Annotated in this window: 18 protein-coding genes and 1 other annotated feature; of the genes, 6 read left to right on the top strand and 12 right to left on the bottom strand. The window is 52.8% G+C overall.

What is annotated here, in order from left to right; genetic code table 11:
- Nucleotides 1-114: 114 nt before the first annotated feature.
- The 4 genes from LIO98_RS04560 to LIO98_RS04575 all read right to left on the bottom strand — a co-directional run bounded on the left by LIO98_RS04560 (nt 115) and on the right by LIO98_RS04575 (nt 5,742).
- Nucleotides 115-1,092 carry a D-glycerate dehydrogenase gene (locus LIO98_RS04560; protein WP_291953602.1) on the bottom strand — a complete coding sequence of 326 codons (978 nt, stop codon included), beginning with the start codon at nt 1,090-1,092 and terminating at the stop codon, nt 115-117.
- A gap of 76 nt (nt 1,093-1,168) precedes the next feature.
- Complete coding sequence (locus LIO98_RS04565; RefSeq protein WP_291953603.1) at nt 1,169-2,062, bottom strand: glycyl-radical enzyme activating protein; 894 nt, start codon at nt 2,060-2,062, stop codon at nt 1,169-1,171.
- 17 nt (nt 2,063-2,079) lie between these two features.
- Nucleotides 2,080-4,473, bottom strand: coding sequence for a formate C-acetyltransferase/glycerol dehydratase family glycyl radical enzyme (locus LIO98_RS04570; RefSeq protein WP_291953604.1), 2,394 nt, complete (start codon nt 4,471-4,473; stop codon nt 2,080-2,082).
- A 651-nt stretch (nt 4,474-5,124) separates the two neighbouring features.
- Nucleotides 5,125-5,742: a TetR/AcrR family transcriptional regulator gene (locus LIO98_RS04575; protein WP_291953605.1), complete on the bottom strand. Its 618-nt coding sequence runs from the start codon at nt 5,740-5,742 to the stop codon at nt 5,125-5,127.
- Nucleotides 5,743-6,013: 271 nt separating this feature from the next.
- On the opposite strand from LIO98_RS04575, the gene LIO98_RS04580 reads away from it, so the two are divergent.
- The 3 genes from LIO98_RS04580 to LIO98_RS04590 are packed head-to-tail and all read left to right on the top strand — an operon-like array spanning nt 6,014 to nt 8,701.
- Complete coding sequence (locus LIO98_RS04580) at nt 6,014-6,718, top strand: DUF5058 family protein (RefSeq protein WP_291953606.1); 705 nt, start codon at nt 6,014-6,016, stop codon at nt 6,716-6,718.
- A gap of 13 nt (nt 6,719-6,731) precedes the next feature.
- Complete coding sequence (locus LIO98_RS04585; protein ID WP_291953607.1) at nt 6,732-7,394, top strand: hypothetical protein; 663 nt, start codon at nt 6,732-6,734, stop codon at nt 7,392-7,394.
- A 44-nt stretch (nt 7,395-7,438) separates the two neighbouring features.
- Complete coding sequence (locus tag LIO98_RS04590; RefSeq protein WP_291953608.1) at nt 7,439-8,701, top strand: amidohydrolase family protein; 1,263 nt, start codon at nt 7,439-7,441, stop codon at nt 8,699-8,701.
- 180 nt (nt 8,702-8,881) lie between these two features.
- Here LIO98_RS04590 and LIO98_RS04595 read toward each other — a convergent pair whose 3' ends face one another.
- The 5 genes from LIO98_RS04595 to LIO98_RS04615 form a co-directional block, all read right to left on the bottom strand.
- Nucleotides 8,882-9,730: an amidohydrolase family protein gene (locus LIO98_RS04595; protein WP_363303957.1), complete on the bottom strand. Its 849-nt coding sequence runs from the start codon at nt 9,728-9,730 to the stop codon at nt 8,882-8,884.
- A gap of 2 nt (nt 9,731-9,732) precedes the next feature.
- Nucleotides 9,733-10,380, bottom strand: a complete 648-nt coding sequence (locus LIO98_RS04600) for a GntR family transcriptional regulator (protein WP_291953609.1) — start codon at nt 10,378-10,380, stop codon at nt 9,733-9,735.
- Nucleotides 10,381-10,574: 194 nt separating this feature from the next.
- The gene (locus LIO98_RS04605; RefSeq protein WP_291953610.1) at nt 10,575-11,759 is read right to left on the bottom strand and encodes an alanine--glyoxylate aminotransferase family protein; all 1,185 of its coding nucleotides are present in this window, start codon (nt 11,757-11,759) and stop codon (nt 10,575-10,577) included.
- A 73-nt stretch (nt 11,760-11,832) separates the two neighbouring features.
- A complete protein-coding gene (gene pepT / locus LIO98_RS04610) occupies nt 11,833-13,062 on the bottom strand; it encodes a peptidase T (RefSeq protein WP_291953611.1) in 1,230 nt (409 codons plus the stop codon).
- 48 nt (nt 13,063-13,110) lie between these two features.
- Entirely contained in the window at nt 13,111-14,544 is a 1,434-nt protein-coding gene (locus tag LIO98_RS04615; protein ID WP_291953612.1) for a sodium:solute symporter family protein, read from the bottom strand.
- A gap of 456 nt (nt 14,545-15,000) precedes the next feature.
- Between LIO98_RS04615 and LIO98_RS04620 the strand changes: the two genes are divergently transcribed.
- Nucleotides 15,001-15,675 (top strand): YoaK family protein, encoded by a 675-nt coding sequence (locus LIO98_RS04620; RefSeq protein ID WP_291953613.1) that lies wholly within the window; start codon nt 15,001-15,003, stop codon nt 15,673-15,675.
- A gap of 69 nt (nt 15,676-15,744) precedes the next feature.
- On the opposite strand, the gene rplL is transcribed toward LIO98_RS04620, so the two are convergent.
- Both rplL and rplJ read right to left on the bottom strand, forming a co-directional pair.
- Nucleotides 15,745-16,128: a 50S ribosomal protein L7/L12 gene (gene rplL / locus LIO98_RS04625; protein ID WP_291953614.1), complete on the bottom strand. Its 384-nt coding sequence runs from the start codon at nt 16,126-16,128 to the stop codon at nt 15,745-15,747.
- Nucleotides 16,129-16,199: 71 nt separating this feature from the next.
- The gene (rplJ, locus tag LIO98_RS04630; protein WP_291953615.1) at nt 16,200-16,733 is read right to left on the bottom strand and encodes a 50S ribosomal protein L10; all 534 of its coding nucleotides are present in this window, start codon (nt 16,731-16,733) and stop codon (nt 16,200-16,202) included.
- A 65-nt stretch (nt 16,734-16,798) separates the two neighbouring features.
- Nucleotides 16,799-16,942, bottom strand: a sequence feature (ribosomal protein L10 leader region).
- A gap of 245 nt (nt 16,943-17,187) precedes the next feature.
- Between rplJ and LIO98_RS04635 the strand changes: the two genes are divergently transcribed.
- Both LIO98_RS04635 and LIO98_RS04640 read left to right on the top strand, forming a co-directional pair.
- Nucleotides 17,188-17,496 (top strand): metal-sensing transcriptional repressor, encoded by a 309-nt coding sequence (locus LIO98_RS04635; protein ID WP_291953616.1) that lies wholly within the window; start codon nt 17,188-17,190, stop codon nt 17,494-17,496.
- Between the two features lie 52 nt (nt 17,497-17,548).
- A complete protein-coding gene (locus LIO98_RS04640) occupies nt 17,549-20,071 on the top strand; it encodes a heavy metal translocating P-type ATPase (protein WP_291953617.1) in 2,523 nt (840 codons plus the stop codon).
- A gap of 99 nt (nt 20,072-20,170) precedes the next feature.
- On the opposite strand, the gene LIO98_RS04645 is transcribed toward LIO98_RS04640, so the two are convergent.
- Nucleotides 20,171-20,827: a GntR family transcriptional regulator gene (locus LIO98_RS04645; RefSeq protein ID WP_291953618.1), complete on the bottom strand. Its 657-nt coding sequence runs from the start codon at nt 20,825-20,827 to the stop codon at nt 20,171-20,173.
- Nucleotides 20,828-21,134 lie beyond the last annotated feature (307 nt).

Consider the following 21,134-nt stretch of genomic DNA (forward strand, 5'->3'; position numbering starts at 1 on the left):
CAATTAGGGAGTACCTTTATTAAACATGTCATTGTGCATTTACGGGAGCAACACTAACTTATATATCCATATACCCGGCATGGGAATCATGCCTGTCATGGCCCATTTATGGGATCAGCCCAAAACCTCCGGATTTACAAGCGCGCCGGGACGTTTCCCGGCAAGCGCGGCGATACAGTTTTCCGCCGCGAGCCTGGCCATGCCCTCGCGGCTGTCAGGCGAAGCGCTTGCGATATGGGGCGCCATCACAACGTTTTCCATCTCTAAAAGTTCGGGCGAGACGACCGGTTCGTTCTCATACACGTCAAGTCCGGCCCCCCAGATCTGTCCCGTTTTCAGCGCCGCCACCAGCGCCTTTTCATCGACGACGGGCCCGCGGGCGCAGTTTACCAAAATAGCCGTCGGCTTCATAATCTCAAACGCGCGTGCGTCAATCAAATGATGCGTGGCGGGAATGTAAGGCACATGAAGCGATACAAAGTCCGACTCTCTTAAGAGTTCTTCTTTGCTGACAAGATTCGCCCCCAGCTTTTCCAAAGTTTCGCTGCGTGCGACGTCGTGGTAGAGTATCTTCATGTCGAACCCTCTGCTCTTCAGGGCGAAGCTTGTACCAATCCGCCCCGTGCCGATAACGCCCAGCGTCCGGCCTGTGATATCCCGTCCCCAGAAATCGCAGGGAGAAAGATTCCACGGTTTGCCGCTGCGGATGAACCGGTCTCCTTCGCCGACCCTTCTCGCTGCGGCGAGCATCAGACACCAGGCAAAGGTCGCGGTGGCGTCGGTGAGGACATCGGGAGTATTAGTCACCATGATCTTTCGTTCCGTCGCAGCCTCGACATCGATGTTATTGTACCCGACGCCATAATTGACGATAGCCTTAAGGCAAGGCCCGGCACTCTCAATAACGTCACGGGGGACCGCGATTGACGCGCTCACGACGACCGCGTCCACGGTACGCATTTTTTCGCCGAGAAGCTCTTTTGAAATCGGCCCTTTGCGGTCATAAACTTCGACTTCGTACTCTCGTTCGAGCATCTCGGCAAGTATCTTCGGCAACGTCAGCGCTACATAAACTTTTTTCCTGTTTGCCACTTTCTGAAACCTCCCTGCTGTTTTTATTTTTGCCGTTCTTAACCTTTGATCCAAGCTTTTCTCAATACCGCGGCTTTTAATGCAGCTTTTTGCAGTCTATGCCGCGGCTGTGAAAAATAGACAGCGCCGCGGCGACCTCTTCATCCGCGGGCACGGGGACCCCTTTCATCGCATATTCACGGCCAAGTGCGTCATATTTCTTTTCTCCATAGCGGTGATAGGACATAAGCTCGACCGGCGTCTTCGGTATGTTCTCCGCAATCCAGTCCGCGATCGCCGCCGCATCTTCATGCGCGGCGTTAAAGCCGGGGATGAGGGGAAAGCGAATGACGACCCGATCCCGTTTTTCAGCCAGCCTGCGCAGGTTGGACAGAATGCCCGCCGCCTCACAGCCGGTACCCGCCATCTGTTTTTTATCGTCAACATGTTTCACATCAAAATAAATCGTATCTGCAAAATCTAAAACATCTGAAAAATTTTCCCATGGTACGGCGCCGCAGGTCTCAATCGCGGTATCGAGCCCCTCGTTTTTACAGGCTTCAAGCAGCGACCGGGCAAAGGTCCCATCAAGAAGCGGCTCCCCTCCGCTCAAAGTGACGCCGCCGCCTGAACTTCGGTAAAAGGACGTGTCTTTAAGGGCGGTTTCGAGAAGCATATCCACGGTATATTCCTTCCCGTAACGTACCAGCGCCCCGGAGGGGCACGCCTCCGTACAGGTCATGCACCGCGTGCATTTCGACCGGTCAATCTTTCCTGAGACAACGGCGGCGGCAGGACAGCTCACATTACACCTTCCGTAGCCGATACAATTTCTCTCCTCAAAGGCGACCTCGTACGCCGGAGATTGGGATTCCGGATTCGCACACCATTGGCAGGAGAGCGGGCAGCCTTTGAAAAAAAAGACCGTTCTGATGCCGGGGCCGTCAAAGAGTGAGTATCGCTGGATGTTAAAGAGCACCGCCGTTTTCAACGTCTGTCAGCCCGTCCCTACAGCTCCGAGAACTCAGTCCGCTTTATAATATCTTCCTGCACCTCTTTGTGAAGATTCGCAAAGTAGGCGCTGTATCCCGCCACACGAACAAGAAGATCTTTATATTCGGCCGGTTTTTCCTGCGCGGCCCGCAGCGTATCCGCCGTGACACAGTTAGCCTGGACGTGCCAGACCTTGTCGTTGAAGGCGCCGCGGATGAGATCCGCGAATTTGCGCAGACCGGCTTCGTCCTTAACACAGCTCGGATTGATCTTGATGTTAAGCAGCGTGCCGTTTTTCAGCTTTACGAGATCCATCTTTCCGACGGACCTCAAAGCCGCGGTCGGACCGTTCACATCCATTCCCGGCATCGGCGATACGCTGTCGGCATAGGCTACGCCGCTTTTACGCCCGGAGGGAAGGGCTCCAGCCACCAAACCAAAGGCAATCCCTGAAGTGACCGGTATGATCCCGCCGTCCGCCTGCCCGCCGAAAATATTGCGGTAGCGCATGACGGCGTCGTTTCCCGTCTGGGCGACGTCGCGAACCATGTAGTCGACTTCGTCAATATCGTTTCCGTACTTGTCCACTTTGTTTAAAAGATACTGCCGTATATCCTCGTGTCCCTCAAAATTTTTGCGCAGGATTTTGATTAATTCCGTGAGCGATATCTCTTTTTTCTCATAGACGACCTTCTTGATCGCGTACAAAGAGTCCCCGGTGTCGGTACAGCCGAAAAGGTTGACTGCGGGGCCGAAATTATAACGCGCGCCGCCCTGCTGAAGCGAGCGTCCGCGCCCCAGACAATCCGGTGTAATGACGGAGAGGAACGGGGTGGAAATAAGGTCGACATAGGCGCGCTCAGCATAGGCGTCGATAATGAAAAGGTGATTTACCATGTTGTCAAGCTGGATCTTAAATGCGTTCCAGAGTTTGTCAAAGGTATCGAAGGTTGCGGGATCACCGGTCTCAACGCCGATTTTTTTACCCGTTAAAAGGAAAACGCCGTTGTTAAGCGCCAGCTCAAGCGCGATAGGCACATTAACGTGACCCCCCGTGAGATGAATGCCCTCGCCGTAAGCGCGCGGTTCCACGCAGCCCATGATCGAAAAATTCCTCGCCTCCTCAATGGAAAGGCCGCGCGAGGTCATGGAGAGGGTGATGAGTTCGTCATTGTAATATTTCGGATGTCCGGTTCCCTGACGGGAGAGGCGGCAGGCGGCCAGTAAAAGCTTTTCTGGCGTATGCTCATGTACCCTGATGGAGATATCCGGCTGTACGATCGCAAGGTCCGACATCGCCTCTATGCAGAGATAGGAGAGATCGTTGGTAGCGTCGGTGCCATCCGGCTTCACTCCGCCGACGTTAAGATTCTGCCACTGAGGGACGCCGGCGTAATGACGTGACGTCGGGGTGCTCACCAGCAGCATCAGCTCTGAAAATTTAAGATAAAGGAGCTCCAGCAGCTCCAGAGCACGTTCCTTTTTTGTTTCGCCAAGTGAGGCATCGTTCTCATAATAGGGCCGCATATACTGGTCAAATCTGCCGGGAGAGAGCGAATGCCCGCTCAAATCTATCCGAACCGCCATATGCGTAAACCAGAAAGACTGCAGTGCCTCATGAAAACTATCCGATGGTTCCGCCGGCACCTTCCTGCAGATGCGGGCTATCTCAAGCAGCTCCGCACGCCGCCCCGGCCTCTCTTCCTCGGCGGCGAGGGCGAGGGCAAGATCGGCATAACGTTCCGCAAGGCGCATAAACGCCTTCAATACGGTCTCCGCGGCCTCATAAAAAACAATCTTGTCGATATTTTCCGTATCCGTAGGATCCAGCTTCGACCGCGCTTCTACCGCCTCCGCAAGCAGAGCCTTCGCGCCCTTTTCCAGCATGACTTTATAATTTGGCACCGTCGTACCGATACCCTTCTCCAATAGTGAGAAGTTATCGACCAAACAGCTCGGCTTGCGCGGATATTCATCAGGGTTCATATAGAGGAAATTTTTCGTATCGTCTCCAAGCTGCTGGAAAATCCTCTCGTTGATCGTACGGCCCTGCCAAAAGGGAATGATCGTTTCCTCGAGCTCCCGCCTGTCTTCAGGCGTAAGCGCCAGCGGGTCCCATTCCCGCGTGCCCAGCCCCTCAAGTTCGTCGGCAAGCCATCCCGACTGGATCTCGGGAAAGACCTGAGCGGCGCGTCTCTCCACCGTCGGTGCCCCAACGATCAGTTCGTCTTCATGGATAGCGATTGGCATTGTCTCAAAAAGTTCCTTTAGAGCCAACGCGTTTCTTGTAATAAGAGGAAGCGCACGCCATTCACGGTGTACCTTTGTATAAACGCGCGCCCTGACGATATCGACGCTTGGAATAGATTCCTGTAACTGCTGCCTGATCTTCGATACTCGCTCGTTCAAAAGGGCTCACATCCTTCAAGTATGCTTTTTTATTCGTGGCATAAAACTTTATCCTTTAATTTGACTTAATCATATGTCAGACATATGATTAAGTCAATAGGAGGATTCCGGAAATTTTCAATATTGCGAATTAGCTGTGCTGTATTGAGAGCAAAATTCTATCGTAAAAACACAAAAATACTATAAAAATTACCTAAAAGAAACCTCGGAACTTTAGAATAATTGGGCGTTTGTTGAATATCCATTGATTCGTAAAATTTTTATGTCATACATAATATGTTCGCTTTATCCATCGGGCAAGTCATAGGACTGTCCGAGCTTTACAAGAACCGATCCAAGCAGCTCCTAACAGGCATGAGCCGCCCGCACCGCATTTATGGGCAAAGGATACATGACATTTACAATTTATTTTGTGTATGGTGATGTCTTTTTGTCTGTGTTGGGCTCTGCACTGTATGTTGTTTAAGACTATTAACGGGCCTTATTAATCCGGCGACAGAGGAGATTCTTGCACGTAGCTAGAAGCTGAATGAACTCCCGGCATATCAATAGCCGTAAGTTTTCGGATCACAAAAAAGCGTGGCAGAGAAACCGCCGCGCTTTTATTATTTCCTGACAATCCAGTCATACATGGGACCCTGACGCATTTATTCACACGGTAAGACCGCAGAGATATTTCTTTATCAGGCTCATGCTCTGTGAATCAATCTCAACCTTTCCCCTGCTGATACACCATTCGACCTCACATCCTCTGGCTATTATAGTCAGGTCGCGAACCATCTGTTCCGTGTCAACCTCTTCGGGAATCTCTCCCCGTTTTTTCCCCTCCGCTATCATTTCCCTCAATATCGAAAAAAATTCTCTCCCGGAATCAAGCATAGAATCGCTGACAGAGCTGTCCTTAAGAATATACTGATAAAAGACGGAGAGAAAATCCCTGCCTATGTCGGCGATAAGCTCCACAGTGTTGCGCATAAATAGCTCGATCTTTTCAATAGAGCATTTACCGGCGCATTCCGGACCGCATATAATGTCACGGTAATATTCCCTGTACTGCTCGTCAAGTGTTCTATATGTGACGACCATAACACCCTGTTTATTTTTGAAATGATGATAAAAGGCTCCTACGGAGGTTCCTGAAGCGGCGACGATATCATTGACCGTAACCTCCTCAAAGCTCTTCTCCGTAAAGAGTTTCGCGGCCGTTTCGTAAATATGCCTGCGCGTCTGCTCCGCCTGGGTTTTTCTTTTATTGCCTTTTTTGTACATTTGTCCGTCCTCATCAATATGAAACTATCAAAAGAATTTTTCCGAAAAACATGGTTTTATTGTATCAGCACCGCATACATAAGTCACTTTCTTCTTAAAATTATAATAATTCATCGGTCTAATATTACACCTAATAAATTTATCAGACAGCTATTGACTGTTCTTTAATATTTTTATATTATTCTATACAGAATTAATTCTGCGAATTTATTCTAAGAACTAATTCTGCTTAATCCTTATCCATATTTTTTTACAAAGGTGTGATGGAAGAATGGTATCTGAGATCTTCAACGCGGTATGGCTCTATCTTGTAGTCTTAGTCATCATTTTATTGGTATTGGCGCAATGCGTGGTCTTTATGCGCAAGGCTTGGAGACGGGCGCTGGGATTGGGAATCTCCGAGGCACAGTTAAAGAATACCCTCGTCTCGGGGATCAGTATCAGCATCATGCCAACGCTGCCCGTGCTGATCGTATTTCTCGCTCTGACTCCGCTGCTGGGATCTCCCCTGCCCTGGCTCAGGCTCTCGGTCATCGGCTCCGCGCAGTATGAGTCTTACGCGGCAAGCGTCGCGTTGCAGAGCGTGGGCGAGAAACTTATCCCCGGCGGTTACTCGCTGAAAGGCTGGATATCCGCCGCCTGGGTAATGACTATCGGCGGCAGCGCCTGCGTACTCTGGTCGTCTCTCGCGATAAAGCCTATATCTTTAATGTACGAGAAGATCGAGGCGAAGATGGACAAGCGTTTCGTTTACGCGATCGGCGGCGGAGCGTTGTCGGGCGTGATGGCTTTTGTAACGGTCACCTTTGGGTTAAGCGCAATTTCTACGAACGGGGTGGTCTTTGGCGTCAGCTTTGCATTCGGCGCGCTTCTCGTTCTGTTCCAGCGCAAACGTCCGGAGAGTAAATGGATCGGCGAATATCTCATGACTATCAGTATGCTTGTAGCCATGGCTGCGGCATGCATAATATTTTAAGGAGGGTTTAATGATGGAATCGAGGGCGTCTTTTAACAGCTGGGTGCATAAATTCGGTATTTCATTGAGTCTTTTTCTATTTGTTCTGATGTCGGCATTCCCGGTATTGATAAGTTTCTATTACGGCGTTTGGCCCAACCTGGCGCAGCTATGGCCGGCGGCTATCGCGGTGATACTTTTCATGGCTCCCTGGTGGCCCGCGGAAACGGTCGGCTATATGTCGGTCATGGGGCCCGGCGCGCTGTATATGTCTTATATCACCGGCAATGTCACAAATCTTAGAATGCCGGCGACAGTGGGAACAATTAATTCTTTAGAGATAGAGCCGGGAAGCGACGCCTGTCATACGATGGCGATCATCATATGCGGCGCCTCCATCATAACGACGGTGCTTATTGTCGCGATCGGCGTGCTCATTGCTATTCCGTTAAAGCCTCTGCTGGAATCCCCCGCCATACAACCGGCATTTAAGTTTGTCGTGCCGGCGATATTCGGCGGCCTTGTCGCTCAAACGATACTAAAAACAGGCAAATCGGTGTCGTTCTTTATCATCGGCGTCATACTTTGTCTCCTCTTTTGCTTTTTCACAAAAATTAACAGCGCATACTATATGCTGATCGTTCTCGTTTTTTCAATAATACTCTATCTATGCGATTACAGAATTTCAAAAAAATAACAAAGAGCTCCATATAAAACCATAACGAATTGGAGGATCACATCATGGAAAATTACAAAAAGATCAAATGCGGAAAACTCTATGACGGCATACAGGCAAAGCTCCAGGAAGAGATGGAAATACTGGTCTGCGGAAAATATATAAAGGAAGTCGGACATAATCTTCCTTGTCCCGAAGGTACAGAGGAAATAGACCTCTCGCACCTCTCGGTAACTCCTGGAATGATCGACGCGCATGTTCATCCGCAGTTTTTCAGCTGGCGCGACCTATATAAAGATGTGATTTTCAATTCCGACGGATACCGCGCGCTGGCGACATACCATACCGCAGAAAAGGCCCTGCGCGGCGGTTTTACGACGATACGTTCCATCGGGTGGTTCAGGGAGTCATATGAACTTGACGTAAAGCGGGCCATCAGCGAAGGGCACCTGCCAGGAGCGCGTATGGTGGTGGCGGCACATATCCTTGCCAGCTCAGGCAGCCACGGAGATATGTCGCAGGTAGTGCGCAGCCACCCACAGCTAAGCGATTTTCTGGAAAGCACCTATGTCGGCACGGGAAACGGACCCGATTTTTTCCAGGCCGCTGTCCGCAGAGAGAAGAAGATAGGCGGAGATTTTATTAAAATAATGGCGACAGGCGGTTTTGCCACGCCAAACGACGATCCTGACGATATACAGATGAGCGACGGTGAATTCAAGGCAGTCTTCGATACGGCAAAAGAGCTTAAAATACCAGTCACCGCGCATGTTTATGGGACAAGGCTGATGCAAAAGCTGATCGGGTTCGGCATTACAGGAATGGAACACGGCTCTCTCATGGATAAAGAGACGGCAAAAATGTTCGAAGCGACGGGAACTTATCTGGTTCCCACCTTCTGTCCATACCAGGACGCCATAGAAGGCGACGAAGAGAGTATGTCGATGAAATCTCCCGAGTTCTGCCGTAAGCTCCATTTCTATCAGGAACGCCTGCGCAGGGGAAGAGAGGCCATACTTGAGAGCAATATCAAACTAGGATACGGAACGGATCTCGTCGCCGTCCACGAAAGCTACGAAAGCGGCTGGGAATACAGCGCCTGGCTGAGAAGCGGCGCAGACCCCTTCCGCGCCCTCCAAGCCGCCACAAAAAACAACGCTGAAATCTGCGGCATAGAAAAAATCGCCGGAACGATCGAAAAAGGTAAATACGCGGACATATCAGGCTGGGGCAGGGACCTTCTTAAAGATGAAAATGCTCTGCGGGACTGCTCTTTTGTAATGAAGGAGGGAAAGGTCTACCAAGCGGAAAGCTATGTCGATCTTTAAGCAGCTTTCGGTCAAATTTTAATCTGTACGGCGTAAGCCCAAAACCAAAAGGTGCTTCGGCATGACCATCTTATGCCGAAGCCCTTTCTCGATTTCCGTGGGAAGATAACAAGTTTGTGATCGATCCGCGCTGACAGCCGGAGCGCGGTACTTTCTGGCGCAATTTCTCCAGCTTCGCCTCTAAGCAAGCAGCCTTTCCGCGTTGCCGTGCAGCAGCGCCTCTTTCTCTTCCGGTGAGAGCCCCGTCTGCGCGATCAGCTTTTCATATCTTGCAAAGCCGAGTATTGGCCAATCCGAGCCGAACAATATCTTGTCCCCCGCGCCTATCGCGAATATCGCGTCTAGTATTTGGGGTTCGTAGAGCCAGGGCCAGGCGGCGGTGTCAAAATAGGCGTTCGACGTCAGCAGGCGCATCTCGGGCATCGCGGCGAAGGCCCAGAGACCTCCGCCGAAGTGCGCGAAGACTACGCGCGTCAGCGGAAAATTACGGCAGAAGGCCGCCGCCTCGCGCGCGCCGTAGGCTCCCTTGCCGGCATATTGATGGCCGGCCTGCTCCGCGGTGTGGAAAAGGACAAATTTGTTATATTCGCCACAGATGCCGCAGACCTCCCGCAACTGTTCCGCGCACGAAAGGTCAAAGAACTGTCCGTCGGGAAAAAGCTCGCCCAGCCCCGCGGCGCCGAGGTCGAAGGCGCGCCGCGCCTCCGCCGCCGCACCGGGCCGCGTCGGAGATACGACGGCCAGCGGTACGATACGCCCGGGAAAACGGCGCGCCGCATCGAGGACGTAATCGTTCATCTCGCGGCAGAGCCCCTGGTCCCGGAAGGCAAAGGTCGTGGCAAGCGCGCTCTCGACGCCGCTCTCGTCCATCGCCGCCACCAGCTCCTCCGCCGTGCCCCATTTCTGTACCTTAGAGGCGGTCAGCAGCTCAAACCAGGGTTCGCGGGCAGCGATCTTGTCGCGCTCTTCTTTGAGAAATTCGGGGTATATGTGTACGTGGGAATCGATTATCTTCATTTTACGCGGCAATGTCAGGCTTCCACGGGGAAATAGATGATCGCGCTCTCTCTACCGCTGAGATAGTGGGCGGAGATCGCCTCCTCCGCGGCTTTTGGATCACCGTTTTCGATCGCGCTGATGATAGCTTCGTGTTCGGCGGCCATTCTGTTCGTAAATATTTTGTTGTCGTACATGAGATTTCTTCCCGAACACATTTCGTTCCACAGGCTATAAAGGCGGTCTACCATCAGTTTATTATGATAGTTTTCGTAGAGTTTTTTATGAAATTTATCGTTTATGCGGCCGATCAGGTCACGGTTACCCTGCGATATGCTCTGCCTGAGCTCTTCGTTTATCTCACGCAGGGAGACGAGGTCCACAATAAAAGGGATCTTCGCAAGCTCTTTCACCAGATATGTCTCCATCACCTGCAGTATTTCAAAGACCTGGAGGTATTCGTGGAGAGAGAGGTTACGCACCGAATAACCGGCCTTCGGCTTGTAGACCGCCATACCCTCCGCGATAAGTTTTTTAAGCGCCTCGCGTATCGGAGTCTGGCTGATGCCAAATTCTTTGGCCAAAGAATCTATGTTTATATGGGCTCCCGGCCTTAATTTATTCTCTTTTATGAGTATCCTGATTTTGTTGGCAGCTTGATCCGCCAGCGAGGTATTCGGCAAAATCGTTCCCTCCGCGCACAAAAATTATCCTGTATGCTTTTATTCTATCATGCCGCCGTTAAAAAGCGGGGACATCAGTTACGTAAAAAAGCCTGACTTCAGCCGCCGCGGTGTCAATATTAAAAGATATCAGACAGGGCGGGGCGCACCCGCAAAATGGGGTGGATCGCCGCCGTCCCGTCTATCAGACGCTGTTATTTTCCGGACAAGACCTCCAGCGCCGCGCCGGTATCGCACTTGTATCCGTGCGCGTTGAAGGCGTCGCAGAGCGCTACGGTCAGCAGCGCCATTTTCGCGGGGTTGGAGTTAACCCCCATAAGGCCGACGCGGTGGATCTTACCTTTCAGCTCGCCGAGGCCGCCTCCGATCTCGATGCTGTATTTGTCCATAAGGTATTTGCGCACCGAAGCCTCGTTCACACCCTCGGGGGTATAGTAGGTGGTCAGGCTCGGCAGACGGTATTTTTCTTCCACGACCGGTTTCAGACCCATGGCCTCCAGCACCTTCCAGAAGAGACGTGCGTTGGACCAGTGACGCTCCCAACGTTTTTCATTTCCCTCTTCGAGGATGATACGCAGCGCCTCGTTGAGCGCGTAGGTCATGTTTATCGGCGCCGTGTGGTGGTAGAAGCGGTCTTCTCCCCAGTAGCGCATTATCATGTTAAGGTCAAGATACCAGTTTTTGACGGGTATTTCGCGTTTGCTGATCCATTCGCCCATACGCGGGGAGACGGTGAGAGGCGCCAGGCCGGGAGGGCAGTTGAGGCATTTCTGGGTCCCGCTGTAGGTCATATCGAATTTGAGCCTCTCCACGGGTACTTCCACGCCGCCGAGGGAGGTGACGCAGTCCACGAGCAGGAACATCCCCGCCTCATGCACCATCTTTGAGATCTCCTCAAGCGGCTGAAGGACACCGGTGGAGGTCTCCGCGTGGACGATGCCAACCACTTTCGCGTCGGGGTTGTCTTTGATGGCCTTTTGCAGGTCGGCGGGGTCTATGGGTCTGCCCATCGGCGACCCGACGACGACGACGTTGGCTCCGTAGCGGGAGGCGACGTCCGTCATCCTCTGTCCGAATACGCCGTGGACACAGATGATGACTTTCATCTCCGGAAGTACGGTGTTGGCCCAGGCGGCCTCCATGCCGGCGCTTCCCGTTCCCGGCATCGCCATGGTGAGTTCGTTCTCCGTCTGGAAGACGTATTTAAGAAGCTCTCTGGTCTCGTTCATGATCCCCAGAAAATCGGGATCAAGGTGCCCGATCATCGGCTCGCTCATCGCCCGCAGCACACGCTGGTCGGCGTTGGATGGGCCGGGGCCCATTAGTAATTTTTCTGTTGTTTTACGAAGCGGTAAGGTCATTCCTGCTTTAAGTTCCATTTTTGTTTCGGCTCCCTTCATTGGGTATAAAATTATTTTACCTGGTTACGGCTGGTTCGTGACAAAAACCCTGTTATTTCACAAAGCTTTTGACGATATCCACCAATATAGAGGAAATTTTCTCCATCGACTGAACGGGGATATATTCATACCGTCCGTGGAAGTTGTGTCCACCGATACAGATATTTGGACAGGGAATTCCCTCAAAGGAAAGTATCGTCCCGTCCGTACCGCCGCGCATCGGGATATAGAACGGGGCGACCCCCTCTTTTTTCATCGCCGCGGCGATCGCTTCGACCATCTCAAAGCGTCCCTCTATCGCCTCGCAGATATTCCGGTAGGTATCGGTGACGGCCACACTTACCGTACCCTCTCCGTAAACTTTATTGAGGAAGGCCGCGATCTCGTGCATGCGCTCTTTTCTTATCTCGAATTTCATCCGGTCGTGGTCCCTCAGGTAGAGGCGCATCTTTGCCAGCTCCACTTCGCCGGAGAGCTCCAGCACATGGTAATACCCCTCGTACCCCTCGGTGTGGCCCGGCGTCTCCGCGGCCGGCAGCATATTGATAAATTCGTTGGCGACAAGGATCGCGTTCTTCATCTGATCCTTCGCAAGCCCCGGATGGATGTTGACCCCCTTTATCGAGATCCTTGCCTCGGCGGCGTTGAATGTTTCATAGGCGATCTCCCCAAGTGGGCCGCCGTCGAGCGTGTAGGCGAACTGCGGGTTGAAGCGGCCCTTATCGAGAGTCTTGGCCCCCAGACAGCCGATCTCCTCATCCGTCGGGAAGAAGAGCTGGATCTCTCCATGCCTCTCCTCGGGATGTTCGCAAAAATACTGGACCATCCCCATTATCTCGGCGATCCCCGCCTTATCGTCGGCGCCGAGGAGCGTTGTGCCGTCCGTCACAACCAGGTCGCAGCCAATATAGTTTTTCAGGTGGGGAAAACGGGCCGCCTCCATGACGATACCAAGCTCCTCATTGAGGACTATGTCCCCGCCGTCATAATTTTTTACAATACGCGGCTTAACCTCTTTCCCGCTGAATTCTGGCGAGGTATCAAGATGAGAGCTGAATCCGATCGCCGGGGCATCCCCGCCGCCGTTTGCGGGAATCCTGGCGTATACACAGCCGGAATCGGAGAAAAACGCCTCGTTCACTCCGAGGGCCTTTAGCTCGCCGACGATCATCGCCGCGAGGTCTTTCTGCTTTTCCGTGCTCGGCACGCTCTGCCGGTTGTATGCCGATTCCGTGTCCACCTTTACGTACCGTAAAAATCTCTCCAACACAATATTGTCCATTGCTGGCACCTCCGCCGATCTTATTCCTTGATATAGGCAGCCATTCAACTACCTGTTTTTACCCTGATAGAGCACCTCGACCGGTACGACCTCGCTGCGGCCGCGCGTAATGGCGGAGACGATGAAGATCGTCGCGAACGAAAGGGGTACCGTGATGATGGCGCTCTTTATACCAAACGGCGACTTGAGGACGATCTCCCAGATCACCGTCGCCATACCGCCCATCAGGATGCCGCATACGCCTCCCATCTTCGTCACATTTTTGGCGAAGAGCGCGCAGACCAGCGCCGGCGTAACGGAGGCGCCGTACATCGAATAGGCATACATCTGCACCGACAGGATGTCCGGGAAGTAACGTCCCATAAGATAGGCCAGCACCGCCACGCCAACCGCCGAAATCCTGAGGAAGGCGAGTTTTTCCTTATCGGTCGCGTCTCTGTGGAAGAAGCGGTTCCAGATGTCGTATGTCACATTGGAGGAGATCGTGAGTATGTACGAATCTCCGGTCGTAACGATGAAGGCCATACAGGAGGCCATTAAGAGGCCGCCGACCAGCACCGGCATGAAATTGATCGCCAGCTGGAAAATTACCGTGTCCGGCTTGGCGAGATTCGGAAGCAGATAGATACCGGCGCTTGCGACAATAATCTGAAGTGAAAAGACCAGCACTTCGCCGATGATCAGCCCCTTGCCGGAGCGCCTTGCCGTCTCAACGTCCCTTGCCGCTCCCATTCTCTGTATCATATTCTGGTCGCCTAGGACCAGGAAGAAGATCGGAAATATATATCCCAGCGCCTGTATAACGTTCAGGCTTCCCTTAAATGAGTCTCTGCCAGCCGGAAGCCCCTTGAATATCCCTAAAAAACCTCCGTCTATCTGTCCCGACAGCACCGGCACGGCGATGATGAAAGAGCCGACGAAAAGGAAGGCGCTGAGCGCGTCCGTGTAGGCGACGCTGAACATTCCTCCGGTAACCGCCAGCAGGAGCATCAACAGCCCGCAGAGCATGACGGCGATCTCAAAATCGATCCCCGTGCTCAGATTTATGACATGCCCGGCCGCTTTGAACTGTGAGGCCAGAATGCCTATGTATCCCAAAACGATACATACCGTGGCGATGACGCGGGCCGCCGTTCCGTATCTCACTTCAAAAAGTTCCGGGATCGTGTAGGTAGTGGCCTGGCGCACCCGCCCGGATACCAGATAAAGCATGAACATCCCGATAGGCGCCCCGATAAAAATCAAAAGTCCAAAATAGGGGCCGTTTCCCCAAATAAGCCCAGCTGAACCGGTTATCGCGCCGCCGCCGCACCACGTGGCCAGCAGAGTACCGATGAGGACGACCGTCGGCAGACTTCTGTTAGCGACGGCAAAGTCGTCGGAGCTCTTGACCTTTTTCTTCGTAAGATACAGGCCTACACCCAAAACGACACAGAGATACAATACCACACAGGTGATAATTACCGGACTTGCGTTCAACATAAAATCATCCCTCCTGATTGACTTTCTGTTTCAAACTCCAGGGTACCGCGCTGTTTCAATATTCTTTATACAAAATTTGTCCGCGAAGGCGGACAAACGATTTACCTCCTTCCCAATAATATTCCACCGCACCCAACGGTGCGCTGATCTTGCCCTCTATCGGTCTTTCATGGTACGGAATTTATGGCGGTTCTTGTAACTGTATAGCTTCGAAGTATGGTCGAGATAGTATCGTATTTATATTTTATAAAATCCTATATTATTTATATTAATCCAAATACTATTACTCTATAATCCTTTTGTCAATGGGCTGTGTTGAAATATTCTTTATGGTTTTTTCAAAAAACGGGAAGACTCATTAGCGCGCCGCATATCGCCGTTTACTTTCCGGAATCTGTTTCGGTATGATATTCTATCTAAGGAAAAAAGCTTGACAGAAGAAGGGGGCTTACGGCGATGGCGGAAAGTAAAAGACAGATGTCCGATTCACTGAGGGTGGCGATGCTGCTCGCGCTTGCGGGCGGTTTTCTCGACGCCTATACCTACGTGACGCGCGGCGGCGTCTTTGCCAACGCGCAGACCGGCAATATCGTTCTCTTCGGGATAAATCTCTTCGAGGGAAATTTCATCGCGGCCAAAGATTATCTGGTGCCGATTTTCGCCTTTTTTATCGGAATAATCATCGCGGAGATGATAAAGAGCCGCTTTCGCAGTAACCGCGCCCTCCACTGGCGGCAGATCGTCGTCTTGATCGAATTCGCCGTGCTCGCCGCGGCGGCCTTCATGCCGCAGGCTTACAACACCTCGGTGAACGCCCTTATTTCCTTCGTCTGCTCTTTGCAGGTGGAGAGTTTCAGAAAGGTCAAGGGCAGTCCGTTCGCCACGACTATGTGCACGGGAAACCTGCGCAGCGCCACCGAGCATCTCTACAACTACCACAAAAGCCATGACCGCGAGGCGCTGAAAAACAGCGGCCGTTATTTTCTCGTGATCGCCCTCTTCACGGCGGGGGCCGGCATCGGCGCGGTGGTCTCCAAATTGTTCCATTTCCAGGCGGTCCTCTTTGCCGCGGCGCTGCTGCTGACGGCGGCGATCATTATGACAAAGGACCCGGAGTCGGCCAATATCTGACCGGCGGCGCGCAGCAAAAAAGCGCACCCCTTACGGGATGCGCTTCGTTTTGTTTTCGGTTAAAAGATCTTACTTCAGTTCGACCTTCGCGCCGGCCTCTTCGAGCTTCTTCTTTATCTCTTCGGCCTCGTCCTTCGCTACGGCTTCCTTGATCGTCTTGGGGGCGCCGTCGACCATCTCCTTGGCTTCCTTCAGTCCAAGGCCGGTGATCTCGCGGACGACCTTGATGACGCCGATCTTGTTCGCGCCGTGCTCGGCGAGGACTACGTCAAATTCAGTCTTCTCTTCCTCTGCGGGAGCCGCGGCGCCGGCCGCGGGCATGCCGCCCATGGGCATCATCATCGCGGGAGCGGCCGCGGAGACGCCGAACTTCTCTTCGAGTTCCTTAACGAGCTCTGAAAGCTCGAGTACTGACATTTCGCTGATAGCCTGGATGAGTTCTTCACGTGTCATTGTTGTTTCCTCCTAAAATTTTTCGTAATTTAAATTTTTATGCTGCCAGACGGCCTATGCCGCCCGTGGTACTATGCCGCTGATTCTTTCTGTTCCTTGATCCTCTCGAGGACTGTGACAAAATTCTTCTGGGGGCCGGAGAGCACGGTAACGAGACCGCGAAGCGGAGCCGCGATGGTGCCCACGACCTGAGCGATGAGCGTCTCCTTTGAGGGAAGGTCCGCGAGAGCGAAGACCTGATCCTTCGTGAGGACCTGCTGTCCTCCGAGGATGGCGCCCTTGATGACAAGAGCTTCGTTGCCCTTCTCCTTGGAGAAGTCGCGGATCACCTTGGCAACCGCCGCCGCGTCGCCGTAGGAAAGGACATAGCCGTTGGGCCCGAAGTCGATCTCGGAAGCCTGGACCATACCGCATTCGCTGAGGGCTATGCGCATAAAGGTGTTCTTGCAGACCTTCATCTCACCGCCGGCCTGACGGATGAGTTTACGCACCGCGCTTATCTTCTTGACTGTCAGTCCGCGGTATTCGGTGATGAAGACTGCGTCGCTCCTTTTGAGAGCCTCTGCCAGCATATCGATATTTTCACGTTTTGCTTGTGTCGGCATTTCTGTTTCACCTCCTGATGATTATATTGTTATTCGGAAATGCCGTCTGATCCGGCGCGCATAGCGCGGCCAAATAAAAAGGCTTCCGAACCCAAGCAAGTCCGGAAGCCATAATAACTGTCATATATACAGAATTATTCTTCGCGAGACCTCGGCAGGAAATTAAGCGCAAAGGCACCTGCTGTCTTGAGCCATAGCGAGTGAATTATACTTGCTGCGCCATATTTTGTCAAAACATTTTCCCGGACATAATTTTTCCCCAAATACCGTATATATCCACATACCCCAGGGTTATTATAATATTCACGCGCCTCCGCTAAACAGCCTAATATACTATAAATCTATAGTATTGCGGATATTTCAGCGGCTTCGCATAAAACAACTTGACATATACCGCATAGGGGTATATAACAAATATACCTAATGGGGGTATTTACGACAAGGGGGCCGTGAGATGAAAGATAAAGAAATTTGCGCCTGCTGTGAGAAGATGACCGAGCGCACCGAAGAGGAGCGCAAAAAACTGATCCACCGCCTCAACCGCATCGAGGGACAGATACGCGGAATTCGCGGGATGGTCGAAAAGAGCGTCTATTGTACCGACATTCTTGTACAGTCGGCGGCGGTTACGGCGGCAGTTAACGCCTTCAATAAAGACCTGCTGGCCAGCCACATCCGCAACTGCGTGGCGAGGGATATCCGGGCGGGAAAGGACGAGGTCATCGACGAACTGGTCGCAACCCTGCAAAAGCTGATGAAATAGGCGGGCGAAGGCGCTTGGATTTTATAAAGAGAGATCGGGGAGGTTTTGATAGATGAGACAATATACGGTAACCGGGATGAGCTGCGCGGCCTGCAGCTCCCGTGTAGAAAAGGCCGTTTCGAAGGTGCCGGGGGTGACCTCCTGCTCCGTGAGCCTGCTGACCAACTCCATGGGAGTGGAGGGCACGGCCTCCGACGAAGAGATCATCGCCGCAGTCCGCGAAGCGGGATACGACACCGCGCCCAAGGGTGGGGAAACGAGCCGCGGCGCGGCGGAGGGAGCGGAGGACGAGGCGCTGAAAGACCTGGAGACGCCGGCGCTGAAAAGACGCCTGATCGCCTCGCTGGGCTTTCTCGCCGTCCTGATGTACCTCTCCATGGGACACATGATGTGGGGATGGCCTCTGCCTTCCAGCCTCGGCGACAACCATGTCGCGATGGGGCTGGCGCAGTTGCTGCTGACCGTCGCCGTCATGGTTGTCAACCAGAAGTTCTTCATCAGCGGCTTCAAAAGCCTGTGGCACAGGGCGCCTAACATGGACACCCTCGTCGCGCTTGGCTCCGCGGCGGCCTTCGTCTACAGCACCGCGGCGCTCTTCGCGATGACGGCGGCGCAGGCCAGGGGCGACGCCGCGGGAGTTATGGCTTACATGCACGAATTCTGGTTTGAGGCCGCGGCGATGATCCTCGCGCTGATCACCGTCGGCAAGATGCTTGAGGCCCGCTCCAAGGGCAGGACGACCGACGCCCTCAAAGGGCTGATGAAGCTGGCTCCCAAGACGGCGGTACTGCTTAAGGACGGCGTGGAGACCTCTGTCCCCATCGAACAGGTAAAAAAGGGAGATATCTTCGTCGTGCGCCCGGGAGAGAACATCCCCGTGGACGGCGTGGTCCTGGAGGGCGGCGGCGCCGTCAACGAATCGGCGCTCACCGGCGAAAGCATCCCCGTTGATAAGGCGCCCGGCGACCGAGTATCCGCCGCGACGCTGAACCAGTCGGGGTTCATCAAATGCGAGGCGACGCGCGTCGGCGAGGACACGACGCTCTCGCAGATCATTCAGATGGTCAGCGACGCGGCGGTGACCAAAGCCCCCATCGCCAAGATCGCTGACCGGGTCTCCGGCGTATTCGTTCCCGTCGTAATCGGTATCTCCGCCGTCACGACCGCCGCCTGGCTGCTCGCGGGAGAGTCCGTGAGCTTCGCGCTGGCGCGCGGCATCTCCGTACTCGTCATCAGCTGCCCCTGCGCGCTGGGGCTCGCAACGCCGGTGGCGATCATGGTGGGCAACGGTATGGGCGCGAAAAACGGCATCCTCTTCAAAAACGCCGCCGCTCTTGAGGAGGCCGGCAAGGTGCGGATCGTGGCGCTCGACAAGACCGGCACCATCACCTCCGGCGAGCCGAAGGTGACGGACATCATTCCAGCTTCCGGTTATGGCGAAGACGAACTGTTGCGCCTCGCCGCCGCGCTGGAACAGAAGAGCGAGCACCCGCTGGCGCGGGCGGTGCTGCGGGAGACCGGCGAGCGGAAGATCGCCGCGGCGGAGGTCTCCGACTTTCGGGCGCTGCCAGGAAACGGGCTGGCGGCGACGCTTGACGGCTGCGCCCTGCTGGGCGGCAATTACAACTTCATCAGCAGACAGGCCACAGTCTCCGGCGAAATGAAGGCACAGTCCGAGCGGCTAGCGGAAGAGGGCAAGACGCCGCTCTTCTTCAGCAAAGACGGCGCGCTGGCCGGTATCATCGCCATCGCTGACACCATCAAAGAGGAGAGCGCGAGAGCGGTCGGCGAGCTGAAAAATATGGGCATCCATGTGGTGATGCTCACCGGCGACAACGAAAGCACCGCGCGGGCTATCGGCGGCGAGGCCGGAGTCGACGAGGTGATCGCCGGCGTACTGCCGGATGGCAAAGAGAGCGTGATCCGCCGCCTGAAAGAAAAGGGCGCGGTCGCTATGGTGGGAGACGGCATCAACGACGCCCCCGCCCTCACAAGGGCGGACATCGGCATCGCCATCGGCGCCGGTACCGACGTCGCCATCGACGCGGCGGACATCGTTCTGATGAAGAGCCGCCTTACAGACGTCCCGGCGGCGATCCGGCTGAGCCGGGCCACCCTGCGGAATATCCACGAAAACCTCTTCTGGGCTTTCATCTACAACATCATCGGCATTCCGCTCGCGGCGGGGGTCTTCATCTCCCTGCTGGGCTGGAAGCTGAATCCGATGTTCGGCGCGGCCGCGATGAGCCTTTCCAGCTTCTGCGTCGTCACCAACGCGCTGCGGCTGAATTTCTTCAAAATGTATGACGCGGGTAAGGACAAAAAGATAAATACAGACCATAAAAAATCAAAGGAGCGGATAACGATGGAAAAGACAATAAAAATCGAAGGTATGATGTGCGGCCACTGCGAGGCCACGGTCAAAAAAGCGCTGGAGGCGCTGCCACAGGTTGAGGCGGCAAATGTGGACCACACCGCCGGCACCGCCGTGGTGACGCTGAAGGACGCTGTGCAGGACGAAGTCCTCAAAAAAGCAGTCGAGGATAAGGACTATAAGGTGGTTTCGATACAGTAGCAAATATGGGATTACAGAGAGGTTCCAGATAACAAACGGCGGAATTCCCACGCTGTGTGGGATTCCGTCATTATTTTTACCATAAGATAGATAAACGCCTTAGTTTTTGTCCAACATCCTCGCTAAGCCTTCCATAATAAGATTCATATGACGGTCTAACGAGATAAGTTCTTGTGGGTTTTCATTCCAAAGGGCTTCCATTATAGAATTATGTTCCGCTATAATTCTTTCTGGCTGACGTTCCTCATCCATTGAAAATATTGATATGCGCATGATTTCATCGGAAATACTCTGCCATATTTTTGTCAAGATATGGTTTCCCACATGCTCGACAATCACTGTGTGAAAATGTAAATCTGCATGTACAAAGGCAATTGGATCGTCTTTTTGGTCCTCCATTTTTTTGATTTCCATATCCAACTTTCCAGCAAGAGCACGGCAGCTGCATCTTTCAAAGGTATCGTTCAGCGCATAGCTTTCTATCATATTACGCACGGCAAAAACTTCGTGACATCTTAATTCCGTCAATTCACTGACACGAGAACGGCAGCGATCTTCTCCCACGAGCCATCCTTCCTGCATAAGACGTTTTAACGCCTCTCTCACCGGTGTACGGCTGGTGGAAAATTCTTCGGCAATCCTGCGTTCAAGTACAAATGATCCTGGCACTCGCCGCATTTCAACTATATCGTTTTTTACCTTTTCATAAATAAAATTAGATAAATTAGTATCAATAGATTTCATTTGTATCTCCATTTATTAACATCTCATCCGTCATTGGAATAACTATTAATTATTATATCCTTTTTGGGCATAATTTGTAACGCCATTTATCACAAACTATCTTTTTTACATATATCCAGGATATATGGCATATATATTACAATCATTCTCTATCTATAATTTTTTTATTAGCGCCGCTGACAGTAGTAAAATTATACTTCATAAATTTTATATTAACTAAATTGAAAACAGGAATTTATGCCATATATCTTAATGGCATAAATTCCTGTTTTTGCTTAAAAATATTATTTTACTTAAATGGCTCGTCTAAAAATAGGAA

This window comes from Cloacibacillus sp. (assembly GCF_020860125.1).
Lineage (GTDB): Bacteria > Synergistota > Synergistia > Synergistales > Synergistaceae > Cloacibacillus.

Coding starts and splice junctions, on each gene's coding strand:
- LIO98_RS04575 (WP_291953605.1), bottom strand. CDS start 5,742: ATGTACAAAAAAGGCAATAAAAGAAAAACCCAGGCGGAGCAGACGCGC.
- LIO98_RS04580 (WP_291953606.1), top strand. CDS start 6,014: ATGGTATCTGAGATCTTCAACGCGGTATGGCTCTATCTTGTAGTCTTA.
- LIO98_RS04585 (WP_291953607.1), top strand. CDS start 6,732: ATGGAATCGAGGGCGTCTTTTAACAGCTGGGTGCATAAATTCGGTATT.
- LIO98_RS04590 (WP_291953608.1), top strand. CDS start 7,439: ATGGAAAATTACAAAAAGATCAAATGCGGAAAACTCTATGACGGCATA.
- LIO98_RS04605 (WP_291953610.1), bottom strand. CDS start 11,759: ATGGAACTTAAAGCAGGAATGACCTTACCGCTTCGTAAAACAACAGAA.
- pepT (WP_291953611.1), bottom strand. CDS start 13,062: ATGGACAATATTGTGTTGGAGAGATTTTTACGGTACGTAAAGGTGGAC.
- LIO98_RS04615 (WP_291953612.1), bottom strand. CDS start 14,544: ATGTTGAACGCAAGTCCGGTAATTATCACCTGTGTGGTATTGTATCTC.
- LIO98_RS04620 (WP_291953613.1), top strand. CDS start 15,001: ATGGCGGAAAGTAAAAGACAGATGTCCGATTCACTGAGGGTGGCGATG.
- rplL (WP_291953614.1), bottom strand. CDS start 16,128: ATGACACGTGAAGAACTCATCCAGGCTATCAGCGAAATGTCAGTACTC.
- rplJ (WP_291953615.1), bottom strand. CDS start 16,733: ATGCCGACACAAGCAAAACGTGAAAATATCGATATGCTGGCAGAGGCT.
- LIO98_RS04635 (WP_291953616.1), top strand. CDS start 17,188: ATGAAAGATAAAGAAATTTGCGCCTGCTGTGAGAAGATGACCGAGCGC.
- LIO98_RS04640 (WP_291953617.1), top strand. CDS start 17,549: ATGAGACAATATACGGTAACCGGGATGAGCTGCGCGGCCTGCAGCTCC.
- LIO98_RS04645 (WP_291953618.1), bottom strand. CDS start 20,827: ATGGAGATACAAATGAAATCTATTGATACTAATTTATCTAATTTTATT.